This window comes from Nonomuraea sp. NPDC050394 (assembly GCF_044459065.1).
GTDB lineage: Bacteria > Actinomycetota > Actinomycetes > Streptosporangiales > Streptosporangiaceae > Nonomuraea.
Genome location: NZ_JBITIO010000003.1, coordinates 312,643 through 334,050, shown reverse-complemented (window position 1 = coordinate 334,050; position 21,408 = coordinate 312,643). Strand labels below are relative to the sequence as shown.

Genomic DNA, 21,408 nt, shown 5'->3' with positions numbered 1-21,408 from the left:
CAGCTGACCAAGATCCCCGCTGGACCCCAGCTGAGAAGGCCCGGACCGCCGAGCCGAGGAGGCCCGGACCGCCTAGCTGAGGAGGCCCGGACCGCCGAGCTGAGGGGCCCGGATCGCCGAGCCCCCCGCCCGTTCAGATCGCGAAGGACTTCACCATGTCCACCGTCTCCCGCGCGCACCCCCACGAGAAGCTGAACCCGGCGCCGCCGTGCGCGTAGTTGTGCACGATCCGGGTCCCGGGCTCGCTCTCCAGGCAGACGTTCTGCTTGCGGAAGGGGCGCAGGCCCGCGCGTACCGGCTCGACCGGGTCGATCTCCGCCTTGCCGATCGCCGGCATGAACTGCACGCACCGGTTGTACATGTCGCGTACCGGCTGGTGGTTGTCGAGGTTGATGTCGGTGCTCCACTGGTCGGGCTCGGCGAGGCCGCCCAGAACGACGAGGTTCTCGCCGCGGGGCACGATGAACACGATGTCCTGCTCGTCCCCGTTGCGCTCGTCGTGGGAGACGCAGTGCGCCTCCTCGATCTTCGGGATCCGGGTGCCGTCGTTGAGCACCCGCACCAGCGCGCCGCGCAGCGGGTACATGGGCACCCCGTGCAGTTCGGCCGCGCCCAGGCCGGTGCAGTTGACGATCGCGTCCACGCCGTACGCCTGGTGCAGCTCGCGCTCCTGCTCACGCAGCAGGCCGGAGACCCGCGCCCGCACGACCTTGACCCCGGCCTCCTCCGCCTGCCGCAGCAGCCAGCCGGTGTAGGTGTCGGTGTCGATCATGGGGGCGAGGTGCCGGTAGGCGTCCAGGATCCCGTACGTCGGGTTCACGCCGTTGGCCGAGGCGAGGCCGGGGTCACGCTCGAACCCGCGTACCCTGGCGGCCAGCTCGTTCATCTTGTTCTGGTCGTGGACGTGCTGCTCGACGCGGTGGGTGAAGTAGAAGTTCGAGACCCGCATGAACACGCCCGTCGACGGGTCGGCGGCGAGGCCGTCGAAGATCTCGTACGACTCCATGCACCACCCCTTCGAGCGTGTCAGCGAGATCTGGTCATGGTGGTAGCCGCACACCGCCGGCGGCCACTCCCACAACGCGCCCGCCACCACGGACACACACTGCGAAGCGTCCTTCTCGGCGGCGACGACGACCTCGAACCCGGCCCGCGACAACGACAGGGCCGTGGTCAGGCCGCTCACACCGGCGCCGATCACAAGGACGCGCTCGGCCCGTTTCCTGATGATCTCGGTCATGGTTGCAGACCCTTCAGAAACTCACTCATGCGGATAGGTGAAGACGCTGGTGGTACGCATCGGCGGCTGCGTGGACGGGCTGATGATCGGCCCCGAGCCGGCCGGGATGGCGCGGATGAACGACGAGCCCGCGTAACCGCGGTCGGTGAAGAAGAAGCTCCAGGCGGCGATCCAGTCGGCCACCTCGCCGCTGCCGGCGTCGCAGACCGGCTCGGCCTGCGGCGTCACCCGCCGCTGGACGATGTAGCCGTCGCCGGTGTGCGCCGCCACCGCCTCCCGCCACTCCCGCTCGCCGGCCGCCCACCCGGCGACCGTCCCGGTGCCGGCATAGCCGACGCGCGGCTTGAGAATGAGCGAGTCGCGTTCGGCGAGCGCCTGCTCGACCACGTCCGCGCCCGACAGGGCCCGCGTCCACGGCAGCACCCGGTCGATCAGCGCGGACTCCTCGGCCGTGAACGCCTCCCGCCAGCGCGGGTCGGACAGCAGGTACATGCAGCCCTTGTTGGAGTAGAGATAGCTGTCGAGCGTTGAATGGAGAACCGTCCGGCCCGATTCGTGGGCCCGCACTATCGGCTCCACGACGTCTTCTCCTGACGGGTCGGAACATATCTCGTCGACCGAGAAATAGCGCAGGACCATGTCGACGGGAGTGCCGTCCAGAAAGAGCTTTCCGGCCTTTTCCTTGAACTGGCCAACCTCGGCGAGCCGTACGTCGAGCCCGGCCGCGCCCATTTGCTCCCGCAGCACCTGCATACGGTGCCCATAGGCGGCCAGGCCGTCCGTCCATTCGGTCATGGCCACCACCGGGCTGTCGCCTTCCGCCACGGGGGCGGCGATGTCGCGCAGGGCCGCGGCGAACTCGGCGGCCGTGTCGGAGAACCCGAGCCGGTGCTCCTCGGCGAAGGCACGGAACTCGGGCACCTCCAGCAGCGCCCGGTTGACCGCCGCCTGGTCGAGTCCGCCGAGCGCGCTGCAGATGTTGAGCTCCAGCAGCTTGAACGCCGAGCCGTCGAAATACACGTCAGGGCGGGCGTACCTGGGCGGATTGCGGGTCGCGTTCCTCGTCATGACGGCGGCGTGCCGGGGGCTGACACCCAGCGTCGCGCAGTACGCGGCCAGGTCGCCGTCGAACAACCGCCACGGCAGCGACACCAGCAGATCCAGGAACGGCCGCAGATCGGCGGCGAACTCACGCAGCCGCGCCTCGCCGGCGAACCACGGCCGATCGGCCAGCCGCTGCCCGTAGGCGTTGGCGAAGGCCGGTGAGAACGGCGCCCGCCGTACCGCGTCACGCAGGCCTGATCGCTCGTCCAGACATTGGTCGACGTAATGCTTGGTCACGGAATTCGGCATGGCGGAATCCCCTTCTGAACATACGTGGGAAAACGGCGCGCCCCGTACGGCCTGCGCCAGAAGTTCATCCCCGATTACCCCTTGGACGCGACGTTATGGGCCCCGGCGGCGGCTGCCAATCTATTCGGGCTCAGCCGAATCGAGGGCGTTTCAGTATTCCTTAAAGATGCACCGGAGAGTTTTTCGCTGGTCGTCGGGGGTGGGGCTGGATAAACTCGGCGCGGGCGTCGGCCCTGTATCCATCGACTTTCCGACGGCTTTCCTCCGACACAGACAGGGGCTCACCGCATGTTGCGCACCTTCATGAATTCCAAGATCCACCGGGCCACGGTCACCGACAGCGACCTGAACTACGTGGGCTCGCTCACGCTCTCGCCCGAACTGCTGGAGGCGGCGGGCATCGGCGTCCACGAACTGGTGCACGTCGTCAACGTCAACAACGGCGCCCGGTTCGAGACGTACACGATCCTTGGGACGCCGGGCGCCAACGAGGTCGTGGTGAACGGCGCCGCGGCCCGGCTCGTCCAGCGGGGCGACACCGTCATCATCATCACGTACGCCCAGCTGGCCGAGAACGAGATCGCCGAGCACCAGCCCCGCGTCGTCCTGGTGGATGAGCAGAACCGCATCCTCGAACCCGCCTTGACCTGACCATCCAGGAAAACCCGGCGCCGGCCCCGCCCGCCGGCGCCGGGGAGCCCTCCCGGGGCGGGCGGGCCATCCTGCCGGGGTGACGAAGACGACTCTCGCGGGGATCGTTCTGCTGCTCCTCGCCGGCTGCTCCGCTCCTCCCAGGCAGGCGCTGATCGAGAGCGCCGACGAGAAGTGCCGCGTCATCGGCGAACGGTTCGCCGGCGACCTGGCCTACGGCGACGGGATCGGCGCCGACGACTCGCCGGGCATCCGTGAGCGCGTGGCCCTCCTGAAGGACCTGCACGACCACACCCGCCAGATGCCCAGGCCGGAGACCGGCCAGGCCGAGCTGAACGACTGGCTGACCAAGCTCGCCGCATACACCGCCGACCTCCGCAAGATGGCCGGCATGATGGAGTCGCCGCAGGTGGCGGACATCATCCGGGTCATGCAGGCGGGCATCGCGATGGAGTCGGCGAAGGCCGTGGGCCAGGCGGCGCGGCGCTTCGGCTTCAAGGACTGCGCCAGGACGGAGACATGGGAGCACATCGCTTCCTGACCGGAACCGGGGTGTCCCTGCCGTCCGACCCGCGTCCGTCACACGATCCGAGACCGCAAGCCGTGGCCTTCACCCGTGTGCCCTTCGGCGGACTCCCGGCGGACACCGTTCTGGCGCCGCCGGCCGTCGGCCGGGCGGCCCGGTGCTGGTCGTCGGCCGGGTGGTCCGGTGCCGGCCGCCAGCGGGGCGGTCCAGTGACCAGCGAGGTGCGGCTCCAGGATGGCGCCTCCGGTCTCGGAGCACACCGTTCTGGCCACACCGGGATCTGACCGGCGAGGTGCGATCGCTGCCCGACCCGGTTGGTGTCCGGGCCGCTCACACTCGGCACGTGGTTATTCCGGGTGATCCTGCCCGGGACCTCAGATACGCCGACAGGACGCGCGCTTGCCCTCACGTTGGAGAGCTTGACCATGCTGGTGGACGATACTGGGATTGAACCAGTGACCTCTTCCGTGTCAGGGAAGCGCTCTCCCGCTGAGCTAATCGTCCTGGGATTATTCAGTTGTTCACGAGCGGAAGACGGGATTCGAACCCGCGACCCTCACCTTGGCAAGGTGATGCTCTACCACTGAGCCACTTCCGCATGACGCTTGACCTACTTTAGCGGATCCTGGCGGTCCGCCGTACAACCGAGGTGGAGACGGGATTTGAACCCGTGTGGACGGCTTTGCAGGCCGCTGCCTCGCCTCTCGGCCACTCCACCAGGAGATCGCACTCCGAGCGGAAGACGGGATTTGAACCCGCGACCCTCACCTTGGCAAGGTGATGCTCTACCACTGAGCCACTTCCGCGTGTGTCCGGCGGCGAGCGCCGGTCACGGGAAAACCATATCGCTTCCGTGGAGTGCCCGTGCGCAACGCGCGTGTGAGGGCCTCACCTGACGACCCGTACGTCCTCCGCCCGTACGAACATCACCCGGTGCCCGAGCTGGATCTGGTGGTAGCGCAACCCGCCCTTGACGGTGTCGTGGCGGGCGGGGTGGATGGAGTCGGCGCGGTGGTAGGTGCCGGTCAGGGTGAGGCCCGCGGAGTAGGACTGGCCGCGGCGGATGACGTAGTTCAGGGGCACGTGGCGCTGGAAGCGGCTGCGCGATCCGGCATAGGCGGATTTTTCGGGGTACGCCCGGCCGTACACCCGCACCTTGTCCTTCACCGGCGTCACCAGCGGGCCCGCGGCCGGGATGGCGGTCGGCGCGGACGGCGGGTTGTGGAACCAGGCCCTCTGGCCCAGGTACCAGATCGCGGTCCACCCGCCCTCGCGCCCGGCCACGGCGAACCGCTGCCCGGTCGAGGCGCGGGCGCTGTGGTCGTACACGCTGTAGGTGCTGTCCTTGCCCACGCGCTTGCCGATGTCGTCGACGAGCGGCGCGTCCTCGCGCGGTGCGGTGCGCAGCCACACCGACGCCGAGCCCTGCGACGGGCAGGCGCGGGCGGGGCGCTTGCCTGAACAACCCGTGTAGTGCTCGCGGTGCTCGTCGAAGTCGGGACGGATGATGACCGACTCGCCTTTCCCGGCCGGCTTGAGCGGGGCGTCCATGAGGGCGAAGTAGCGTGCCCAGTCCCAGTACGGGCCGGGGTCCTCGTGCATGCCGGGCACGGTGCCGGGGGTGGTGCCGGGCACGTTGTCGTGGCCGATGATGTGCGCGCGGTCGAGCGGCACCTTGTACACCGACGCCAGGTGCTTCACCAGCCGCGCCGACGAGCGGTACATCGCCTCGGTGTACCAGGCGCCGCCCCGCGCCAGATAGCCCTCGTGCTCGATGCCGATGGAGCGCGAGTTGATATCCCAGTTGCCCGCATGCCAGGCAATATCGCGATTTCGAACGTGCTGGGCGACATGTCCGTCGCGGGAACGGATGGTGTAGTGCCAGCTGACGTATCGGGGGTTGCCCACCATGGACGGCACACCGGCGTAGGAGCCCTCGGTGTCGTGGATGACGATGTAGTCGATGCGCCGCGGCCGGTTCAGGCGGTCGTGGTTGCCGTAGTCCTTCTTCTTGCCGAACCTCTTGAAGGCCGCGGGCATCCACTCGCAGTCCAGCGAGGGCGGGCACTCGGCCGGGTTCGCCGCCTTCCGCATCGGGCGCGCGGGCGGCACCGCCCCGGGCTCGGCGGCCAGCCGGACGAGGGAGCCGTCTTCGGTACGGCGAGCCGCACCCGCCCTCATCAGCGCGAACACCTCGTCCGCGAACCCACGCGACCCCGCGTACCGCACGACCGCGTCATACCAGTCCGCCGGAGCCCGGCTGGGCCGCGCCTGATAGGAGGCCAGCAGCGCCGCCCCGCCCTTGATGTTCGCGGCCGGATCGCGCCGCAGCCGCGCCGCCCCGATCCCGCTGAGCCGCGCCGCCTCCCGCAACGTGTCCTCGGGAGCCCCGGAAGCCCCGGAAGCCCCGGAAGCCCCGGAAGCCCCGGCGGGGCCGGCGTCCTCCGGCTCGTGTGGCGGGTCGGGGGGGCTGTGCGGCGTCGCGGGCAGCCGCAGGGGGCGGGCGTCGTCGCCGCGCGGGTCGCCGTCGTGATGATGCCCTTCCGGTACGGCCGCGCCCCCGTCCACCAGATGCATGGGCCCGTACCCCCCGGACACGCTGGGCCGCCCGGCATGGTCGTCCCACCGCGACTGCAGATAGGAGACCCCGAGCAGCACGCTGACCGGAACGCCGTACTCCCGGGCCGCCTCGGCGAAGTCGCCCTGCCGTCCGGGCTGGGGAGTGGGTGCGGTCAGGAGGCCGGTGGCGAGGGTGAGGGCGATCCAGTGTGGCATGACAACTCCCACGGAAAGGCAGCATACAACTACATAGAGTAATCATGCCCTGTGAGAAGAGTGTCACCCGGGGCGTGCGATGCGTATGTGGTCCGATTTTGCGGCCTTGCGAGGCAAAGGCACGGGACTAAGTCGCCAATTCCTGCCCGATTTCGGGCAGGAAGTTGTTTGAACCTGGCCCAGATGCGTAATGTCCTCGACTGTGTCCACGGCACGGCATCCCTACGAAGAGCTCATCGCGCACCTGACCAGGACCAGCCCGCTGGGCCCCGGTGAGGCGGTCCGCGTGGTCGCCGAGGTGCTGGCGTACTTCTCCGAAACGGTGGAGGAGTACGTCCGGCGGCGGCACGCCGAGTTGAAGGCCCGCGGCCTCACCAACGACGAGATCTTCCCCAGGATCGCCGCCGAGTTGCCGGGACGCCGGGTCGCGGCACCGGAGCTGTCCCTGCGCCAGCTGCGCCGCATCGTTTACGGATAAGAGAGGACGCCCGTATGTGCGGAATTGTGGCTTATGTCGGTCCGAAGGACGCCGCGCCCATCCTGCTGGAGGGTCTGCAGCGACTGGAGTACCGCGGGTACGACTCGGCCGGGGTCGTCGTCTCCAACAAGGGGTTCAAGGTCCGTAAGGTCAAGGGCCGGGTGGCCGACCTGGCGCAGGCCGTACCCGCGCGGTTCAAGGGCACGCTCGGCATCGGTCACACGCGGTGGGCCACTCACGGCGTGCCCAGCGACGTCAACGCCCACCCGCACCTTTCCGCCGACGAGCGCGTCGCGGTCGTCCACAACGGCATCATCGAGAACGCCACAGAGCTGCGCGCCAAGCTGGAGGCCGACGGCGTCGTCTTCGCCTCCGAGACCGACTCCGAGGTGCTCTCCCACCTGATCGCCCGCACCGTCGAGGAGACCTCCAGCCTGGAGGAGGCGGTCAGGAAGGCGCTCAAGAGCGTCGTCGGCACCTACGGCATCGCCGTCCTCGACTCCGAGCGGCCCGGCGAGGTCGTCGTGGCCCGCAACGGCAGCCCGATCGTGCTCGGCATCGGCGAGAAGGAGATGTTCGCCGCCTCGGACGTGGCCGCCCTGGTCCGCTACACCCGCCAGGTCGTCCACCTGGAGGACGGCGAGCTGGCCGTGCTCAAGGCCGACGGCTTCCACACCTTCGCCAGCGGCGGACTGGAGACCGCGAAGGAGCCGCTGACCGTCGACGTCGAGGCCGGGCACTACGACACCGGCGGCTTCGAGCACTACCTGCTCAAGGAGATCTCCGAGCAGCCCGAGACCGTCGCCCGCACGCTGCGCGGCCGCCTCGACGAGCGCTTCCACATCGCCCACCTGGGCGGGCTCAACATGGACGCCCGCGAGACCCGCTCCTTCCGCCGCGTGAAGATCATCGGCTGCGGCTCCGCCTACTACTCCGGCCAGATCGGCGCCCAGCTCATCGAGGAGCTCGCGCGCATCCCCGCCGACGCCGAGCCCGCCTCGGAGTTCCGCTACCGCAACCCCGTCGTCGACCCCGACACCCTGTACGTCGCGATCAGCCAGTCGGGCGAGACCTACGACACGCTCGCCGCCGTCCAGGAGCTCAAGCGCAAGGGCGGCCGCGTCATCGGCATCGTCAACGCCGTCGGCAGCGCCATCGCCCGCGAGGTGGACGGCGGCATCTACCTGCACGCCGGGCCGGAGGTCTCGGTCGCCTCCACCAAGGCGTTCACCTCGACCGCGGTGGCGTTCGCGCTGCTGGCCCTGCACTTCGGCCGCGTACACGACCTCTCGCCCGCCGACGGCCGCCGCATCGTGGACGGCCTGGCCAAGCTGCCCGACCAGATCGAGGAGATCCTCAAGCAGGGCGACCGGATCAGGGACTTCGCGCGGAAGTACGCGGGCCGTCCGTCGATCATGTTCGTCGGCCGGGTACGCGGCTACCCCGTGGCCAGGGAGGGCGCGCAGAAGCTCAAGGAGATCTCCTACATCCACGCCGAGGCCTACCCGGCCAGCGAGCTCAAGCACGGGCCGCTCGCGCTCATCGGCCCCGAGATGCCGACGGTGGCGATCGTCCCCGACGACGAACTGCTGGACAAGAACCTCACCACGCTCGGCGAGATCCGCGCCCGCGGCGGCAACGTCCTCATGATCGGCCACCGCGAGCCCGACGCCAAGCTGGCCGACGACGCGATCGTGGTGCCGAAGAACGAGATCGAGCTGGACCCCATCCTGCTGACGATCCCGCTGCAACTGCTGGCCTACCACGCCGCCGTGGCCCTGGAGCGGGACGTCGACAAGCCCCGCAACCTGGCCAAGAGCGTCACGGTCGAGTAGGGCCTACTTGCGTACGGGCAGGTGGAGCGGGCGGACCATGATGCTGCCCACCGTCCATTCCACCTCCTCGGCCGGTACGGCCAGCCGCAACCCCGGCATACGCGCGGCCAGCACGCCCAGGAACTCCCGCACCTCGGCTCTGGCCAGGTTGGCGCCCAGGCAGTAGTGGGCGCCGCGGCCGAAGGCGAGGTGCGGCTGCCCGGCGGCGCGGTCGAAGTCCATGGTGGCGGGGGAGGTGAAGACGCCGGGGTCGAAGTTGGCCCCGGCGAAGGAGGCGATGACCCCCTCGCCCTTCCTGATCGGGCCCGAGGGCAGGTCGACGTCCTCGGTGGCGACGCGGATGAGCGGGCTGTCGCCGGGCTGCTCCACGCGGAACAGCTCCTCGGTCGCCTGCGGGATCACGCCGGGGTCGGCGACCAGGCGCTCGAAGCCGTCGCGGGGAGCCAGCAGCCGCAGCGCCGCCCTGGACAGGATCGAACCCGTCGTCTCATGCCCGGCCAGGAACAGGCCGAGCGTCATGCGGACGAGTTCGTCCTCGGTGAGCCGGTCGCCGTCGTCCCTGGCCTCGATCATGGAGGCGAGCAGGCCGTCGCCCGGGGCGTCGCGGTGCTCGGCGATCATCGTGGCGCAGTAGGCGTAGAACTCCGCGGCCGATCCGGCCTTCTCCTCCTCGGTGAGGCCGGAGGAGGAGAGCATGGCGTCCGACCAGCGCCGTACGCGCTCGCTGTCGATGCCGGGCACGCCCATGACATCGCAGATCACCTGGACGGGCAGCGGGAAGGCGAACTCGGTCACGAAGTCGAACGTGGCGGGCAGCCGGTCGGCGAGATCGGTGGCCAGCTCGCGCAGGCGGGGGCGCCAGCCGTTCACCTGGCGCGGGGTGAAGGTGCCTGACAGCAGGCGGCGCAGCCGGGTGTGGTCGGGCGGGTCCATGCCGATCAGGCCGCCGGGCGCCTCGGCGATCGTGAAGCCGCCGAACATGCGGGGCGCGCCCGGGTAGGACAGGTCGCGGCTGAAGCGCGGGTCGGTCAGCACCATGGCGGCGTCCTCGTAGCGGGTCGCCAGGTGGACGTGGTCGCCGCTCGGTACCTGGACCAGGCCCAGCGGTTCCTTCTCGCGGCGGATGGCGTACCGGTCCGATGGGGCACCCCTCGGACCGGACGGAAAGGGAAAATGCTCGAAATCGGCCATGAATCGGACGCTATCCAGTGAAGTCATGACTGAGAAGACCTAAGATCATGATGTGGCTTTCGACCCGCAGACGCCGAATCTGGCGCGGATGTATGACTACATGCTCGGCGGCAAGAACAACTTCGGCGTCGACCGCGACGCGATCGACCAGCTGTCGAAGCACATCCCGGAAGCCATCCCCATAGCCAGGGCCAACCGCGCCTTTCTGCAGCGGGCGGTGCGGACGCTGGCCGCGGCGGGCGTCAGGCAGTTCCTCGATCTCGGCAGCGGCCTGCCCACGCAGGGCAACGTGCACGAGATCGCGCCCGAGGCCCGGGTCGTCTACGTCGACAACGACCCGGTCGTGGCGGCGCACGCCCGCGCGCTGCTGGAGGAGTCGGGCCGGGTCGTCTTCCTGCACGCCGACCTGCTGCGGCCCAGAGAACTGCTGGCCAGCCCCGAGGTGACCGGCTTCCTCGACCGTACGGAGCCGGTCGCGGTGCTGCTGGTGTCGATCCTGCACTTCGTCCAGGACGCCGACGACCCGGCGGGCATGGTCGCGGTGCTGCGCGAAGCCGTCCCGCCGGGCAGCTACCTGGTGCTCACCCACGCGGTGCCGACGCTCGGTGACCCGGAGGCGGAGGAGGAGGCCAAGAACATCTACCGCGGCTCCTCCGCCGGCGGGGCCGTGGGGCGTACCGAAGCGGAGATCCTGAGCTTCTTCGGTGACTTCGAGCTGGTCGAACCGGGACTGGTCGAGGTGACCGAGTGGCGCCCCGACACGCCCCGGCTCGTCGGTGAGGACCGGCTGCCGCCGTACCTGCGCGCCGCGATGGGCCGCAAGCCCGGTCACGGCACCAGCAGCCCCCAGTAGAGCGCCCAGGGCAGGAAGGCCGCGGCGCCGGTCAGCAGGACGGCCAGCCGTACCCGCTCCGAACCACGCGCCCGGCGCGCGGCGGGCACCGTGAGCACGGCCGCGACCAGCGCCAGCACCGCGAGGGCCTGCAGGACCAGCCAGACGAGCGGGCGGCCGGCCACCAGCGGGCCGGGTGAGCCCAGCTTGGCGCCCGACATGACCGAGTAGAACAGGTAGGCCAGCGCGCCGAAGGCCGCGACGGGCGCGGCGATCGCCACCGTCCGCGGCCAGCGCGCCCCCGCTTCCGCCGGGGTACGGCCCCGCACCCGCCTGACCAGCGCCCAGACCGGATAGCCCAGGAAGGCGACGAGGAACAGCAGCAGCGCCCCCACCTGCACCGCGGCCGACTCCCACCAGGCCGGCGGCGGGACCGCGACCGTCATCGACGCCTGGCCGGGCAGCTCGCCGACACTCTCCGCGGTGGGCAGCCGCCCGGCGGCGACGCGCTTCACCCAGGTCCCGACGGCCTCGGCGTAGCCGGGCGCGAGCTCGGGGGAGCGGGTGACGCCGCGGTCGGGCGTGAGGTGGGCGGCGTGGTCGGCGCCGGCGAAGTAGCGCAGCGTGTAGTGCTCGTGCGCGAGGCCCTCGGCCAGCAGCGGCGGGGTCTCCCGCGGCGGGGTGAGCAGGTCGTGGGCGCCCCAGATGCCGAGCACGGGCTGGGTGACCCGGGCGAGTACGGCCCGCGCGTCGTGCCACGCCATCGGGAACTGCCCGGCGCCGGCCAGCAGCCGGTAGACGGCGGGCACGCCGCGGTCGGGCACCGGGCCGCTCACGCCCGCGTTGCGCAGCCCGGCGGCGACCGCCCAGGTCTGCTGGCGCAGCGGCTGCATGGCGTTGCCGCCGACGATCACCACGTACGCGACGTCCTTGGAGCGGGTGGCGGCCAGCGGGGCGACCCAGCCGCCCTCGCTCAGCCCCCAGATGCCGACGTTGTCCCGATCGACCCCCGCGAACCCGCGCAGGGCCGCGTGCGCGCCGAGCGCGTCGCCGGCCAGCTGGCCGTAGTCGCGGACGGTCATCGAGTAGCCCTCGGAGCGCTTGTCGTAGACCAGCACGGCCAGGCCCTGGCGGGCGAAGGCCTCGGCCTCGGTCATCAGCTTCGTACGCGGGGTCCCGCCGCCCGATCCGTGCACGAGCACCAGGCCGGGCAGCGGCCCGCGCGCCCCGGAGGGGACCAGCACGCTGCCGTGCATCTGAAGCCCGCCGCTGCCGCGGAAGGCCACCTCGGTGACGGTCAGCCCGTCGTCGGCGAACGCGGGGACGGCCGGGACGGGCGCGCAGACGAGCGCGAACAACATGATCACTAACCTCTTCATACTGCCGACGCTACTCTGCAGAGAGATATCGGCAAAGAGACGTCTGCAGAAATCATCCGGCAGGACTAAGCTCTCTCCTCATGAAGGATGAGGATGAGGCGCCGCTGTATCTCGACGATCACGAGCGCCTGAAGGCCCTGGCCCATCCGATGCGCAGGCGCATGCTGTCGCACCTCAACGTGCACGGCCCCGCCACCTCCACCACGCTGGGCGAACTGCTGGGCGCCAAGACCGGCACGACCAGCTACCACCTGCGCCAGCTGGAGAAGTACGGCTTCATCGAGGAGATCCCCGAGCGCTCGACCGGCCGCGAGCGCTGGTGGCGCAAGGCCGACATACCGCGCGACATCCGCACGCCGAACTTCCGCGACGTGGCGCCGGAGAACCGCGCGGTACTGGAGGAGTTCTACCGCATCGGCATGGCCGAGGACCGCGCGCTGCTGGACCGCTTCGGGGCCGCCTACCTGCGCGACCCCGACTGGGCGAAGGCCTCGCGGGGGTTCGGCCGGATGACCAAGGAGGGGCTCGACGCCTTCTTCGAGGAGTACATCGCGCTGCTGTGGAAGCACAGCCACCCGGCCGACGACGCGCCCCCTGACGCGCGCCCGATCTACATCAGGATGTTCGCGCTGCCGGCCGATGATACGTGAAGAGTGCCCCCCGATGTGTAACACCGTGTGATCTGCCAATAACCTCATGTAATGGGAGGTCTATCGGGGTTCGGGGAGGGGCATCATGCGGCGTCGGCAGTTCTTCGCTCTCGGGCTCGGCCTGGCCGCCTGTGCCTCCGGATGCGCCGGCGCGGGTGGCGGCGCGCACGGCCTCGGTCCCGTCGGCGTCGTCCCCGGCGGCGAGCGATGGGCGCCGGTCGCGCAGGCCCTCTACCGCACCCTGCGCAGGGCCGGCTACCCCGCCACCGGCACGGGCGGCACGACCACGGTCACCGTGACCGGCCTGCCCGCGCTGGCCGCCGCCGAGCTGAACGACCAGCGCCCCATGCACGTCGCCACCACGCCGCTGGCCAGGCTCACCGGCAACGTCGAGGTGCTGGTGGTGCCGGCCAACTCGCGTCTGAGGGACTTCGACGCCTTCGCCGCCCACCTGCTGGCCCAGCCGGAGCGCACCTACCTGGCCGGCGGGCCCCTGGGCGAGCCCGACCACCTGCTGTTCGGCCTGGTCGCGCAGGGGCTCGGCGTGGACGTCAGGAAGATCGACTACACCGGCTACCCGGGCGCCCAGGAGGTGGCGGCGGCCATGCAGGGCGGCAAGGTCGCGGCGGCCACCGGACGGCTGCGCGACTGGCGGGCCCGGCTCGACTCCGGCCGGATCAGGCCGCTGGCCGTCTCCTCGGCCGCCCGGGTCCCCGGCATCGATGCCCCCACGCTTCTGGAATGCGGGGTGCGGGTCGACTTCGCCGACTGGTGCGCGGTGGTCGGGCCCGCCGCGATGGACGGCGAACGGCGGGGCGCCGCGGTGCGCATGATGGAGGACGCGACCCGGTCGGCGCCGTGGCACGAGGCCTGCCGCAACGGGGGCTGGGAGGCCATCCCGCTCAGCGGCGACGACTTCGCCACGTGGCTGGCCACCGAGTCCGCCCGTACCCGCAGAGTACTCCGTGAACTCGGCATGCTCGACACGCCGAGCACAACATACCGGGGATAGTTGCGGGACCGGCCACTAGATGTAGGATCCTGCACTGTCGCTGGTTCGCCTCCCCGGAGGCGGAGCAAAAGGGAACCTGGTGCGATTCCAGGGCTGCCCCGCAGCGGTAAGCGGGAACGACCGCCGTCATCAGCACTGGACCCAGGTCCGGGAAGCGACGGCCAGTAGGACTCACGCGTTGAGACGCCCGCGAGCCCGAAGACCTGCCAGCGGTTGTCCTGTCCATTGGGCCTCGAGGGAGGGCCCGGGGGCTGCGCGGCCGGGGGATCTCCGTACTTGCCGTGTGCGCTCTCGCGTGCCCTCGCAGGGGGAAAGCTCGCTCGCGAGGAGTGTTGCACGTGACGCAGATCGTTGAGATGGATCGGCGGCTGGCCATCGAGGAGGCGGCGGCGCGCGTGATCGCCGACCCGGCCAACTCCCGGGTCGCCGCGCGGCTGCTGGCCGAGGAGATCGCCGACGAGGCGGCGGGCCACGGCGTCCGCACGTTCTCCGACTCCATTGCCGCCACGCACGCGGCCGGGCTGATCCAGGACGCGCTCGCTGACTTTGTCCGGAAGAATCGTGAACAGCTGGACGCGCTCATCGACGCGGATGCCGACGAGCGGTTCGAGTACTTCGGCCTGCGCACCGTCTACGACCGCTACCTGCTGCGCCACCCCGAGACCCGCAAAGTGCTGGAGCGCCCGCAGCACTTCATGCTCCGCGTCGCCTGCGGCCTGTCCCGGACGGCCGGCGAGGCCGCCGAACTGTACGCGTTGATGTCGACGTTGTCCTATCTGCCGTCTTCTCCCACGTTGTTCAACTCCGGCGCCCGCCGGCCACAGCTGTCGTCGTGCTTCCTGCTGGACTCGCCCCGGGACGAGCTGGAGTCCATCTACGACCGTTACGGGCAGGTCGCCCGCCTGTCCAAGTACGCCGGTGGCATCGGCATCTCCTGGACCCGGGTCCGCTCGCGCGCATCGCTGATCAAGGGCACGAACGGGCACTCCAACGGCATCGTTCCGTGGCTGCGCACGCTCGACTCCTCCGTGGCCGCCGTCAACCAGGGCGGCCGGCGCAAGGGCGCGGCCTGCGTCTACCTGGAGACCTGGCACGCCGACATCGAGGAGTTCCTGGAGTTGCGGGAGAACACCGGCGAGGACGCCCGCCGTACCCACAACCTGAACCTCGCCAACTGGGTGCCGGACGAGTTCATGCGCCGGGTGGAGTCGGACGGCGTGTGGTCGCTGTTCGACCCCAAGACGGTCCCGCACCTCACCGACCTGTACGGCGACGCCTTCGACACCGCCTACCGCGCCGCCGAGGAGCAGGGCCTGTACACGCGGCAGATGCCGGCCCGCACCCTGTACGGCCGGATGATGCGCACGCTCGCCCAGACCGGCAACGGCTGGATGACCTTCAAGGACGCCGCCAACCGCGTCTCCAACCAGACGGCCCGGCCGGAGAACGTCATCCACCTGTCCAACCTGTGCACCGAGATTTTGGAGGTGACCAGCGACGGCGAGACCGCCGTCTGCAACCTCGGCTCGGTCAACCTGGCCGCCCACGTCACCGGCACCGGCCTGGACTGGGAGCGGCTGGCCGGCACCGTCCGCACCGCGGTGCGCTTCCTCGACCGCACCATCGACCTGGGCTTCTACCCGACGCCCGAGGCGGAGAAGGCGAACAAGCGGTGGCGGCCGATCGGGCTCGGCGTCATGAGCCTGGCCGACGTGTTCTTCGCGCTGCGGCTGCCGTTCGACTCGCCCGAGGCGCTGGCGCTGTCCACGAGGATCGCCGAGGAGATCGCCCTCGCCGCCTACGCCACCTCCTCCGATCTGGCCGTCGAGCGGGGCCGGCACCCCTCCTACGACGACACCCGCGCCGCCCTGGGCGTGCTGCACCCCGACCACTACGGCGTCGGCGCCTCCGAGCGCTGGGACGCGCTGCGCGCCAGGATCGCCGAGACCGGGCTGCGCAACTCGCTCATGATCGCCATCGCGCCGACGGCGACGATCGCCTCCATCGCCGGATGCTACGAGTGCATCGAGCCGCAGGTGTCCAACGTGTTCAAGCGCGAGACGCTGTCGGGTGAGTTTCTGCAGGTCAACCGGTATCTGGTGCGTGACCTTCAGGAGCGCGGGCTGTGGACGCAGGACATGCGCGACGCCATCAAGCGCGCCGACGGCTCCGTCCAGGACATCCCCGGCATCCCGGATGAGCTGAAGGTGCTCTACCGCACCGCGTGGGAACTGCCGCAGAAGGCGCTGATCGACCTGGCGGCGGCACGCACGCCGTACATCGACCAGTCGCAGTCGCTGAACCTGTTCATGGCCACGCCCACCATCGGCAAGCTCTCCTCGATGTACGCCTATGCCTGGAAGAAGGGCATCAAGACCACCTATTACCTGCGCTCACGACCGGCCACCCGGATCGCGCAGACCACCGTCCAGACAACCACCGTCCAGACGACCCCCGTCCAGACGACCCCCGTCCAGACGACCCCCGTCCAGACGACCCCCGTCCAGGAAGCGGTCGCCTGCTCCCTGGAGAACCCCGAGTACTGCGAGGCGTGCCAGTGACAGAGCGAAGCGAAGCAACCGTGAAGCACAGCATGCTGCTGGACCCCGGAATGGACCTGACGCTCCGTCCGATGCGCTACCCCGACTTCTACGAGCGCTACCGGGCGGCCATCCGCAACACGTGGACGGTCGAGGAGGTGGACCTGCACTCCGACCTGGCCGACCTGGCCAAGATGTCGCCGCAGGAACGCCACCTGATCAACCGCCTGGTCGCCTTCTTCGCCACCGGCGACTCCATCGTGGCCAACAACCTGGTACTCAACCTGTACCAGCACGTCAACGCCCCCGAGGCGCGCCTCTACCTGTCGAGGCAGCTGTTCGAGGAGGCGGTGCACGTGCAGTTCTACCTGACGCTGCTCGACACCTACCTGCCCGACCCGGACGAGCGGGTCAAGGCGTTCGCCGCGGTGGACAACATCCCCTCCATCCGCGACAAGGCCGAGTTCTGCTTCCGGTGGATCGACTCGCTGTCCAGCCTGCAGCGGCTGGAGACGCGGGAGGACCGGCGCACCTTCCTGCTCAACCTGATCTGCTTCGCCGCCTGCATCGAGGGCCTGTTCTTCTACGGCGCCTTCGCCTACGTGTACTGGTTCCGCTCCCGCGGCCTGTTCGGCGGCCTGGCCACCGGCACCAACTGGGTCTTCCGCGACGAGTCGATGCACATGGAGTTCGCCTTCAGCGTGGTGGACACCGTGCGCAACGAGGAGCCGGACCTGTTCGACGACGAGCTGGGCGGGCAGGTCACCCAGATGATCGAGGAGGCGGTCGCGGCCGAGCTGGCCTTCGCCCGCGACCTGTGCGGCGACGGCATCGGCGGCATGAACGTCGAGCACATGCGCGAGTACCTGGAGTACGTGGCCGACCAGCGGCTGTCCAGGCTCGGGCTGAAGAAGAGATACGGCACCGCCAACCCGTTCGCGTTCATGGAGCTCCAGGACGTGCAGGAACTCGCCAACTTCTTCGAGCGCAGGGTGTCGGCCTACCAGGTCGCGGTCGAGGGCAACGTGTCCTTCGACGAGTCCTTCTGAGATCTCCGGCACCATAGGGGGAGCGTGATTTTCCCGACAGGTGAGGAGTGACTGTGTCGACCTGGGCGATCCTGGCCCTCTCGGTGGCAGGGGCGATCATCGTCGTGGAGGTGGCCCGCAGGCTGCTGTCCAGGGCGGGCGCCAAGTGGGGCCTGGCCAGGCACCTTGTCGAGCACTGCACCTGGGCGGGCTTCGCCACGGCCGTGGTCATCGCGGCCAACGTGGTCTTCGTGCCCGCCATGTTCGGCGGGACGCCGCAGGAGCGGACGATCGGCGAGGGCGTCGACCGGGTGCTCGGGCTGATCACGATCGCCTGCGTCACCTGGCTGATCGTCGGCGCCGCCTACGCCGTCACGGATGTCATCCTCGACCGCCTCGTGCTCGTCGAGGGCGACCGTAACCGCCGCGCCCGGCGGATCATGACGCAGATCGCGCTGGTCCGCCGGGTCGCCACCGCCGTCATCATCGTCGTCGCGCTCGGCGCGATGCTCTTCTCCTTCCCGCAGGTACGCGCGCTCGGCGCCGGCCTGCTCGCCTCGGCGGGCATCGCCGGCGCGATCGTCGGCATCGCCGCCCAGTCCACGATCGGCAACATGCTGGCCGGGCTGCAACTCGCCTTCAGTGACGCGCTGCGCCTGGACGACGTGGTCGTGGTCAACAACGAGTGGGGTCGCATCGAGGAGCTCACGCTCACCTACGTCGTCCTGCGGCTGTGGGACGAGCGGCGGCTGGTGCTGCCGGTCTCGTACTTCACCACGAACCCCTTCGAGAACTGGACCCGGCACGGCAGCCGCGTCCTGGCGGTGGTGCACCTGCGGGTGGACTGGGCGGTGCCGGTCGACGCCCTGCGCGAGGAGCTGTACCGCTTCATTCAGGAGAGCCCGCTCTGGGACCAGAAGGACTGGACCCTCCAGGTGACCGACGTGCTGCCCAACGGGCTGGTGGAGCTGCGGGCGCTGATGAGCGCCGCCGACTCGGCCTCGGCGTGGGACCTCAAGTGCGACGTGCGCGAGCATCTGGTCGGGTACGTGCGCGAGAACCATCCCGAGTCGCTGCCGCGCTTCCGCGTGGACCTGCCGACCGGCCCCCAGCCCACGTCCTGGTCAGCCGAGGCCTGAGCTCGCCCCGGTCCTGGTCCCCGACCCGGTCCCTGATCCTGGTCCCGGCCTGGTCTCGGTCCCTGGTCCCTGGTCTCGGTCCTGGTCCCGGTCTCGGTCTCGGTCTCGGTCTCGGTCCCGGTCTCGGTCTCGGTCCCGGTTCCGGGCCTGGTCTTGGTCCTGCTCGTGGTCGGCCGACACCCGGCTGGGCCGCCTCCGTCCGGTCATCGGCGGGCGCGGGCCAGGCCCCAGACGGTGGCCGCGACGAGCGCCACCGCCCCGGCTCCGACCAGCGCCAGATCCGGTACGCCCGCCGCCCACGCGCCGACCCGGTCCTCGAAGCCCTCCGGCACCGGCCCGGCCAGAGCGGCGGTGCCGTCGGTCACCAGGAACACCACGCCGAGCGCCACGAAGACCAGCCCCGACAGCGTGGAGGTCGTGTGCAGGCGCACAGGGCCGATCCGCAGCCGGCCGATCCCGACCGGCCCCAGTTCGACGCCGCGTCCGCGCAGCCACCGGCGCCGCCCCAGGTCGTAGCGCTCCCACAGCAGGGCGAGCAGCAGCAGCGGCGCCGCCATCCCCGCCGCGTACACGGCCAGCAGCACCGCGCCCCGCACCGCGTCACCCGAGGCCGCGGCCACGGTGAGCACCGCGCCCAGGATCGGGCCCGCGCAGAACCCGGCCAGCCCGGAGACCGCGCCCAGCCCCAGCACCGCCCAGGGCGAGTCGCCGCCCAGCCGGGCGCGCAGCCGTTCCACCGGCCCGAACGTCCAGCCCTGCCCGGCGATCTGCAGCACGCCGAAAACGATCAGCGCCCACCCGGCCACCGTGACCAGCAGCTCGCGGTGGCCGTAGAAGAGCCGGCTGGCCAGGGCCGAGCCCATGCCCAGCGGGACCAGCACCGCGCACAGCCCGGCGTAGAACAGCGCCGTCCTGCCCGCCAGCGCCCGGCCGGTCGGGAAGGCGTAGCAGAAGAAGGCCGGCAGGAGCATCGCGCCACACGGGCTGACCAGCGAGAACAGGCCGCCGAGGAACGCGGCGGCATAGCCGATCTCGCTCAACGCGCCCGCCTGGCCTTCTCGATCGCCTTCTCGAAGGCGGCCACCGGCTGGGCGCCGAACAGCAGTTCGCCGTTGATGAGGAAGGCGGGCGTGCCGGGCAGGCCGAGCTGGAGCGCGAACTCCAGGTCGGCCTGTACGGCCTGCCGTACCGACGGATCCTTGCGGTCACGATCGAAACGCGCGACGTCGAGCCCGGCCCGACCGGCGGCCTCACGAAGACCGGCGTCGCTCAGCGCGACCTCACCCGAGTAGAGCACGTCGTGGAACGGCCAGAAGCGGCCCTGGCGGGCGGCGGCCCGGCCGGCGTGCGCGGCGCGGGTGGAGTCGCGGCCCCTGATCGGGTAGTCGCGCCAGAAGACGCGGGCGATGCCGGTGTCCAGGTACTTCGTCTTGAGCGCGGGGGCGATCTCGCGGGCGTAGCGGCGGCAGCTCGGGCACTTGAAGTCGCCGAACTCCTCGATCGCCACGAGCGCGCCCGGCCGCCCCAGCGACAGGCCCGCCTCGACGCCGGGCGCGGTGGGGCCCACCCACGTGGGCACGTCCGAGGCGGTGGAGGAGGGCGTGGCGGAGCTGGAGGAGGGAGCGGGGCCGGAGGAGGGAGCGGGGCCGGGCGTGGCCGGCTCGGCGGGTCCCGCGCTCGGACCGGGGTCGCGGCGCAGCGCGGCCACTCCCATAACGGTCAGGGCCGCCGCCCCCGCGAGCGCGCCTGCCAGCACCCGCCGCCGTGATCGCTCCCGGGGCAGGTCATCAGTCATCCCCTCCATCTTGGCATCCGATGAGCCCGCCGTTGACGCGATATATCTTGACTCTCGCTCAAGACGCGATATATCGTCTCTCACGATACGCCGACAGAGTGGGTGATCGCGCATGACCAAGCTCGCCTCAGCGGACGGGACGCTGATCAGCTACGAGAGCATCGGAACCGGACCCGGGATCGTCGTCCTCGGCGGCGGCCGGGTGGCCGGGCGCGGATACCGGGCGCTGGCCTGGTATCTGGCCGACTCCTTCACCGTCCACCTCCTGGACCGCGACACCCGCCTCGCCGGCTACAGCATCGACCGGGTCTGCGACGACGTCGTCACGGTCATGGCGGAGACCGGGTCCACGCGCCTGTTCGGGCACGGCTCCGGCGGGCTGGTCGCGCTCGAGACCGCGGCGCGGCACCCGGTGGAGAAGCTGGCCGTCTACGAGCCGGCCGTGAGCGTCGGCGGAGGGCTGCCCCGGGACTGGCTGCCCGCCTTCGAACGGGCGGTCGCCGAGGGCCGCACGCTGGAGGCGCTCGCCCGGCAGGTCAAGGGGCTGGAGGTGGCGGGGCCGTTCAGCCGGCTGCCGCTCTGGCTGATCCAGACCATGATCGCGCTCACGCTGCGGGGCGAGCGCCGCCAGGGGTACGTGGAGGTGCTGCCCCGGGTGCCCGCCGAGATGCGGGAGGTGCTGAGGCTCGACTCCGACGGCCTTCGCTACCGGGACGTGGCCGCCGGGACCCTCCTGCTGACGGGTGGGCGCGGCCCCGCGTACCTGCTGAGTGCCGCGGCCGTCCTGAACGATGTCATCCCGGCCTCGCGGCTGGCCGAACTGCCAGGACTCACCCACGACGCGCCGAGCGACAGCGCCCCGGCCCAGGTCGCCCACGCGATGCGGGGCTTCTTCGCCGCCTGACCGTTCAGGTGGCGGGGCCGGCGACGTTGCCGGGCGGCGCGCGGGGGCGGTCGCCCGGCAACATCGGTTGCCATATCCGG

General features: G+C 70.6%; 18 protein-coding genes, 4 tRNA genes and 1 riboswitch. Of the genes, 11 read left to right on the top strand and 11 right to left on the bottom strand.

Features of this window, described 5'->3' with window-relative positions:
• Positions 1–133: 133 nt before the first annotated feature.
• The gene (locus ACIBKY_RS14655; protein ID WP_397097151.1) at positions 134–1,240 is read right to left on the bottom strand and encodes an FAD-dependent oxidoreductase; all 1,107 of its coding nucleotides are present in this window, start codon (positions 1,238–1,240) and stop codon (positions 134–136) included.
• A gap of 21 nt (positions 1,241–1,261) precedes the next feature.
• Positions 1,262–2,593 (bottom strand): hypothetical protein, encoded by a 1,332-nt coding sequence (locus ACIBKY_RS14650; RefSeq protein ID WP_397097150.1) that lies wholly within the window; start codon positions 2,591–2,593, stop codon positions 1,262–1,264.
• 288 nt (positions 2,594–2,881) lie between these two features.
• Between ACIBKY_RS14650 and panD the strand changes: the two genes are divergently transcribed.
• Positions 2,882–3,244 (top strand): aspartate 1-decarboxylase, encoded by a 363-nt coding sequence (panD, locus tag ACIBKY_RS14645; protein WP_397097149.1) that lies wholly within the window; start codon positions 2,882–2,884, stop codon positions 3,242–3,244.
• Positions 3,245–3,323: 79 nt separating this feature from the next.
• Positions 3,324–3,785 (top strand): hypothetical protein, encoded by a 462-nt coding sequence (locus ACIBKY_RS14640; RefSeq protein ID WP_397097148.1) that lies wholly within the window; start codon positions 3,324–3,326, stop codon positions 3,783–3,785.
• 414 nt (positions 3,786–4,199) lie between these two features.
• Here ACIBKY_RS14640 and ACIBKY_RS14635 read toward each other — a convergent pair.
• The 5 genes from ACIBKY_RS14635 to ACIBKY_RS14615 form a co-directional block, all read right to left on the bottom strand.
• Positions 4,200–4,274: transfer RNA gene (locus ACIBKY_RS14635), tRNA-Val, on the bottom strand.
• A gap of 22 nt (positions 4,275–4,296) precedes the next feature.
• Positions 4,297–4,368: transfer RNA gene (locus ACIBKY_RS14630), tRNA-Gly, on the bottom strand.
• Between the two features lie 49 nt (positions 4,369–4,417).
• Positions 4,418–4,488, bottom strand: a tRNA-Cys gene (locus tag ACIBKY_RS14625).
• A 16-nt stretch (positions 4,489–4,504) separates the two neighbouring features.
• Positions 4,505–4,576 (bottom strand) — tRNA-Gly (locus ACIBKY_RS14620).
• A gap of 82 nt (positions 4,577–4,658) precedes the next feature.
• Positions 4,659–6,545, bottom strand: coding sequence for an N-acetylmuramoyl-L-alanine amidase (locus ACIBKY_RS14615; RefSeq protein WP_397097147.1), 1,887 nt, complete (start codon positions 6,543–6,545; stop codon positions 4,659–4,661).
• A 190-nt stretch (positions 6,546–6,735) separates the two neighbouring features.
• On the opposite strand from ACIBKY_RS14615, the gene ACIBKY_RS14610 reads away from it, so the two are divergent.
• A complete protein-coding gene (locus ACIBKY_RS14610) occupies positions 6,736–7,023 on the top strand; it encodes a hypothetical protein (protein ID WP_397097146.1) in 288 nt (95 codons plus the stop codon).
• A 14-nt stretch (positions 7,024–7,037) separates the two neighbouring features.
• Positions 7,038–8,858, top strand: coding sequence for a glutamine--fructose-6-phosphate transaminase (isomerizing) (glmS, locus tag ACIBKY_RS14605; RefSeq protein WP_397097145.1), 1,821 nt, complete (start codon positions 7,038–7,040; stop codon positions 8,856–8,858).
• A 3-nt stretch (positions 8,859–8,861) separates the two neighbouring features.
• Here glmS and ACIBKY_RS14600 read toward each other — a convergent pair whose 3' ends face one another.
• Entirely contained in the window at positions 8,862–10,049 is a 1,188-nt protein-coding gene (locus ACIBKY_RS14600) for a cytochrome P450 (RefSeq protein ID WP_397097144.1), read from the bottom strand.
• A 52-nt stretch (positions 10,050–10,101) separates the two neighbouring features.
• Between ACIBKY_RS14600 and ACIBKY_RS14595 the strand changes: the two genes are divergently transcribed.
• On the top strand, positions 10,102–10,902 hold the full coding sequence (locus tag ACIBKY_RS14595) for an SAM-dependent methyltransferase (protein ID WP_397097143.1): 801 nt from the start codon (positions 10,102–10,104) through the stop codon (positions 10,900–10,902).
• Here ACIBKY_RS14595 and ACIBKY_RS14590 read toward each other — a convergent pair.
• A complete protein-coding gene (locus ACIBKY_RS14590; protein WP_397097142.1) occupies positions 10,878–12,260 on the bottom strand; it encodes an alpha/beta hydrolase in 1,383 nt (460 codons plus the stop codon). The genes ACIBKY_RS14595 and ACIBKY_RS14590 overlap by 25 nt on opposite strands.
• A gap of 80 nt (positions 12,261–12,340) precedes the next feature.
• On the opposite strand from ACIBKY_RS14590, the gene ACIBKY_RS14585 reads away from it, so the two are divergent.
• The 5 genes from ACIBKY_RS14585 to ACIBKY_RS14565 all read left to right on the top strand — a co-directional run bounded on the left by ACIBKY_RS14585 (position 12,341) and on the right by ACIBKY_RS14565 (position 18,629).
• Complete coding sequence (locus tag ACIBKY_RS14585) at positions 12,341–12,910, top strand: ArsR/SmtB family transcription factor (protein WP_397097141.1); 570 nt, start codon at positions 12,341–12,343, stop codon at positions 12,908–12,910.
• An 85-nt stretch (positions 12,911–12,995) separates the two neighbouring features.
• Entirely contained in the window at positions 12,996–13,922 is a 927-nt protein-coding gene (locus tag ACIBKY_RS14580) for a Bug family tripartite tricarboxylate transporter substrate binding protein (RefSeq protein WP_397097140.1), read from the top strand.
• A gap of 24 nt (positions 13,923–13,946) precedes the next feature.
• Positions 13,947–14,148, top strand: a riboswitch (cobalamin riboswitch).
• A 112-nt stretch (positions 14,149–14,260) separates the two neighbouring features.
• On the top strand, positions 14,261–16,483 hold the full coding sequence (locus ACIBKY_RS14575) for a ribonucleoside-diphosphate reductase subunit alpha (RefSeq protein ID WP_397097139.1): 2,223 nt from the start codon (positions 14,261–14,263) through the stop codon (positions 16,481–16,483).
• A 20-nt stretch (positions 16,484–16,503) separates the two neighbouring features.
• Positions 16,504–17,511: a ribonucleotide-diphosphate reductase subunit beta gene (locus ACIBKY_RS14570; protein WP_397097138.1), complete on the top strand. Its 1,008-nt coding sequence runs from the start codon at positions 16,504–16,506 to the stop codon at positions 17,509–17,511.
• Positions 17,512–17,564: 53 nt separating this feature from the next.
• Positions 17,565–18,629, top strand: coding sequence for a mechanosensitive ion channel family protein (locus tag ACIBKY_RS14565; RefSeq protein ID WP_397097137.1), 1,065 nt, complete (start codon positions 17,565–17,567; stop codon positions 18,627–18,629).
• A gap of 203 nt (positions 18,630–18,832) precedes the next feature.
• Here ACIBKY_RS14565 and ACIBKY_RS14560 read toward each other — a convergent pair whose 3' ends face one another.
• Together ACIBKY_RS14560 and ACIBKY_RS14555 are read right to left on the bottom strand one after the other, a co-directional pair.
• Positions 18,833–19,669: a cytochrome c biogenesis CcdA family protein gene (locus ACIBKY_RS14560; protein ID WP_397097136.1), complete on the bottom strand. Its 837-nt coding sequence runs from the start codon at positions 19,667–19,669 to the stop codon at positions 18,833–18,835.
• On the bottom strand, positions 19,666–20,424 hold the full coding sequence (locus ACIBKY_RS14555; RefSeq protein WP_397097135.1) for a DsbA family protein: 759 nt from the start codon (positions 20,422–20,424) through the stop codon (positions 19,666–19,668). Before ACIBKY_RS14555 ends, ACIBKY_RS14560 begins: the two co-directional genes overlap by 4 nt.
• Positions 20,425–20,536: 112 nt before the next feature.
• On the opposite strand from ACIBKY_RS14555, the gene ACIBKY_RS14550 reads away from it, so the two are divergent.
• Positions 20,537–21,328 (top strand): alpha/beta fold hydrolase, encoded by a 792-nt coding sequence (locus ACIBKY_RS14550; protein ID WP_397097134.1) that lies wholly within the window; start codon positions 20,537–20,539, stop codon positions 21,326–21,328.
• Positions 21,329–21,408 lie beyond the last annotated feature (80 nt).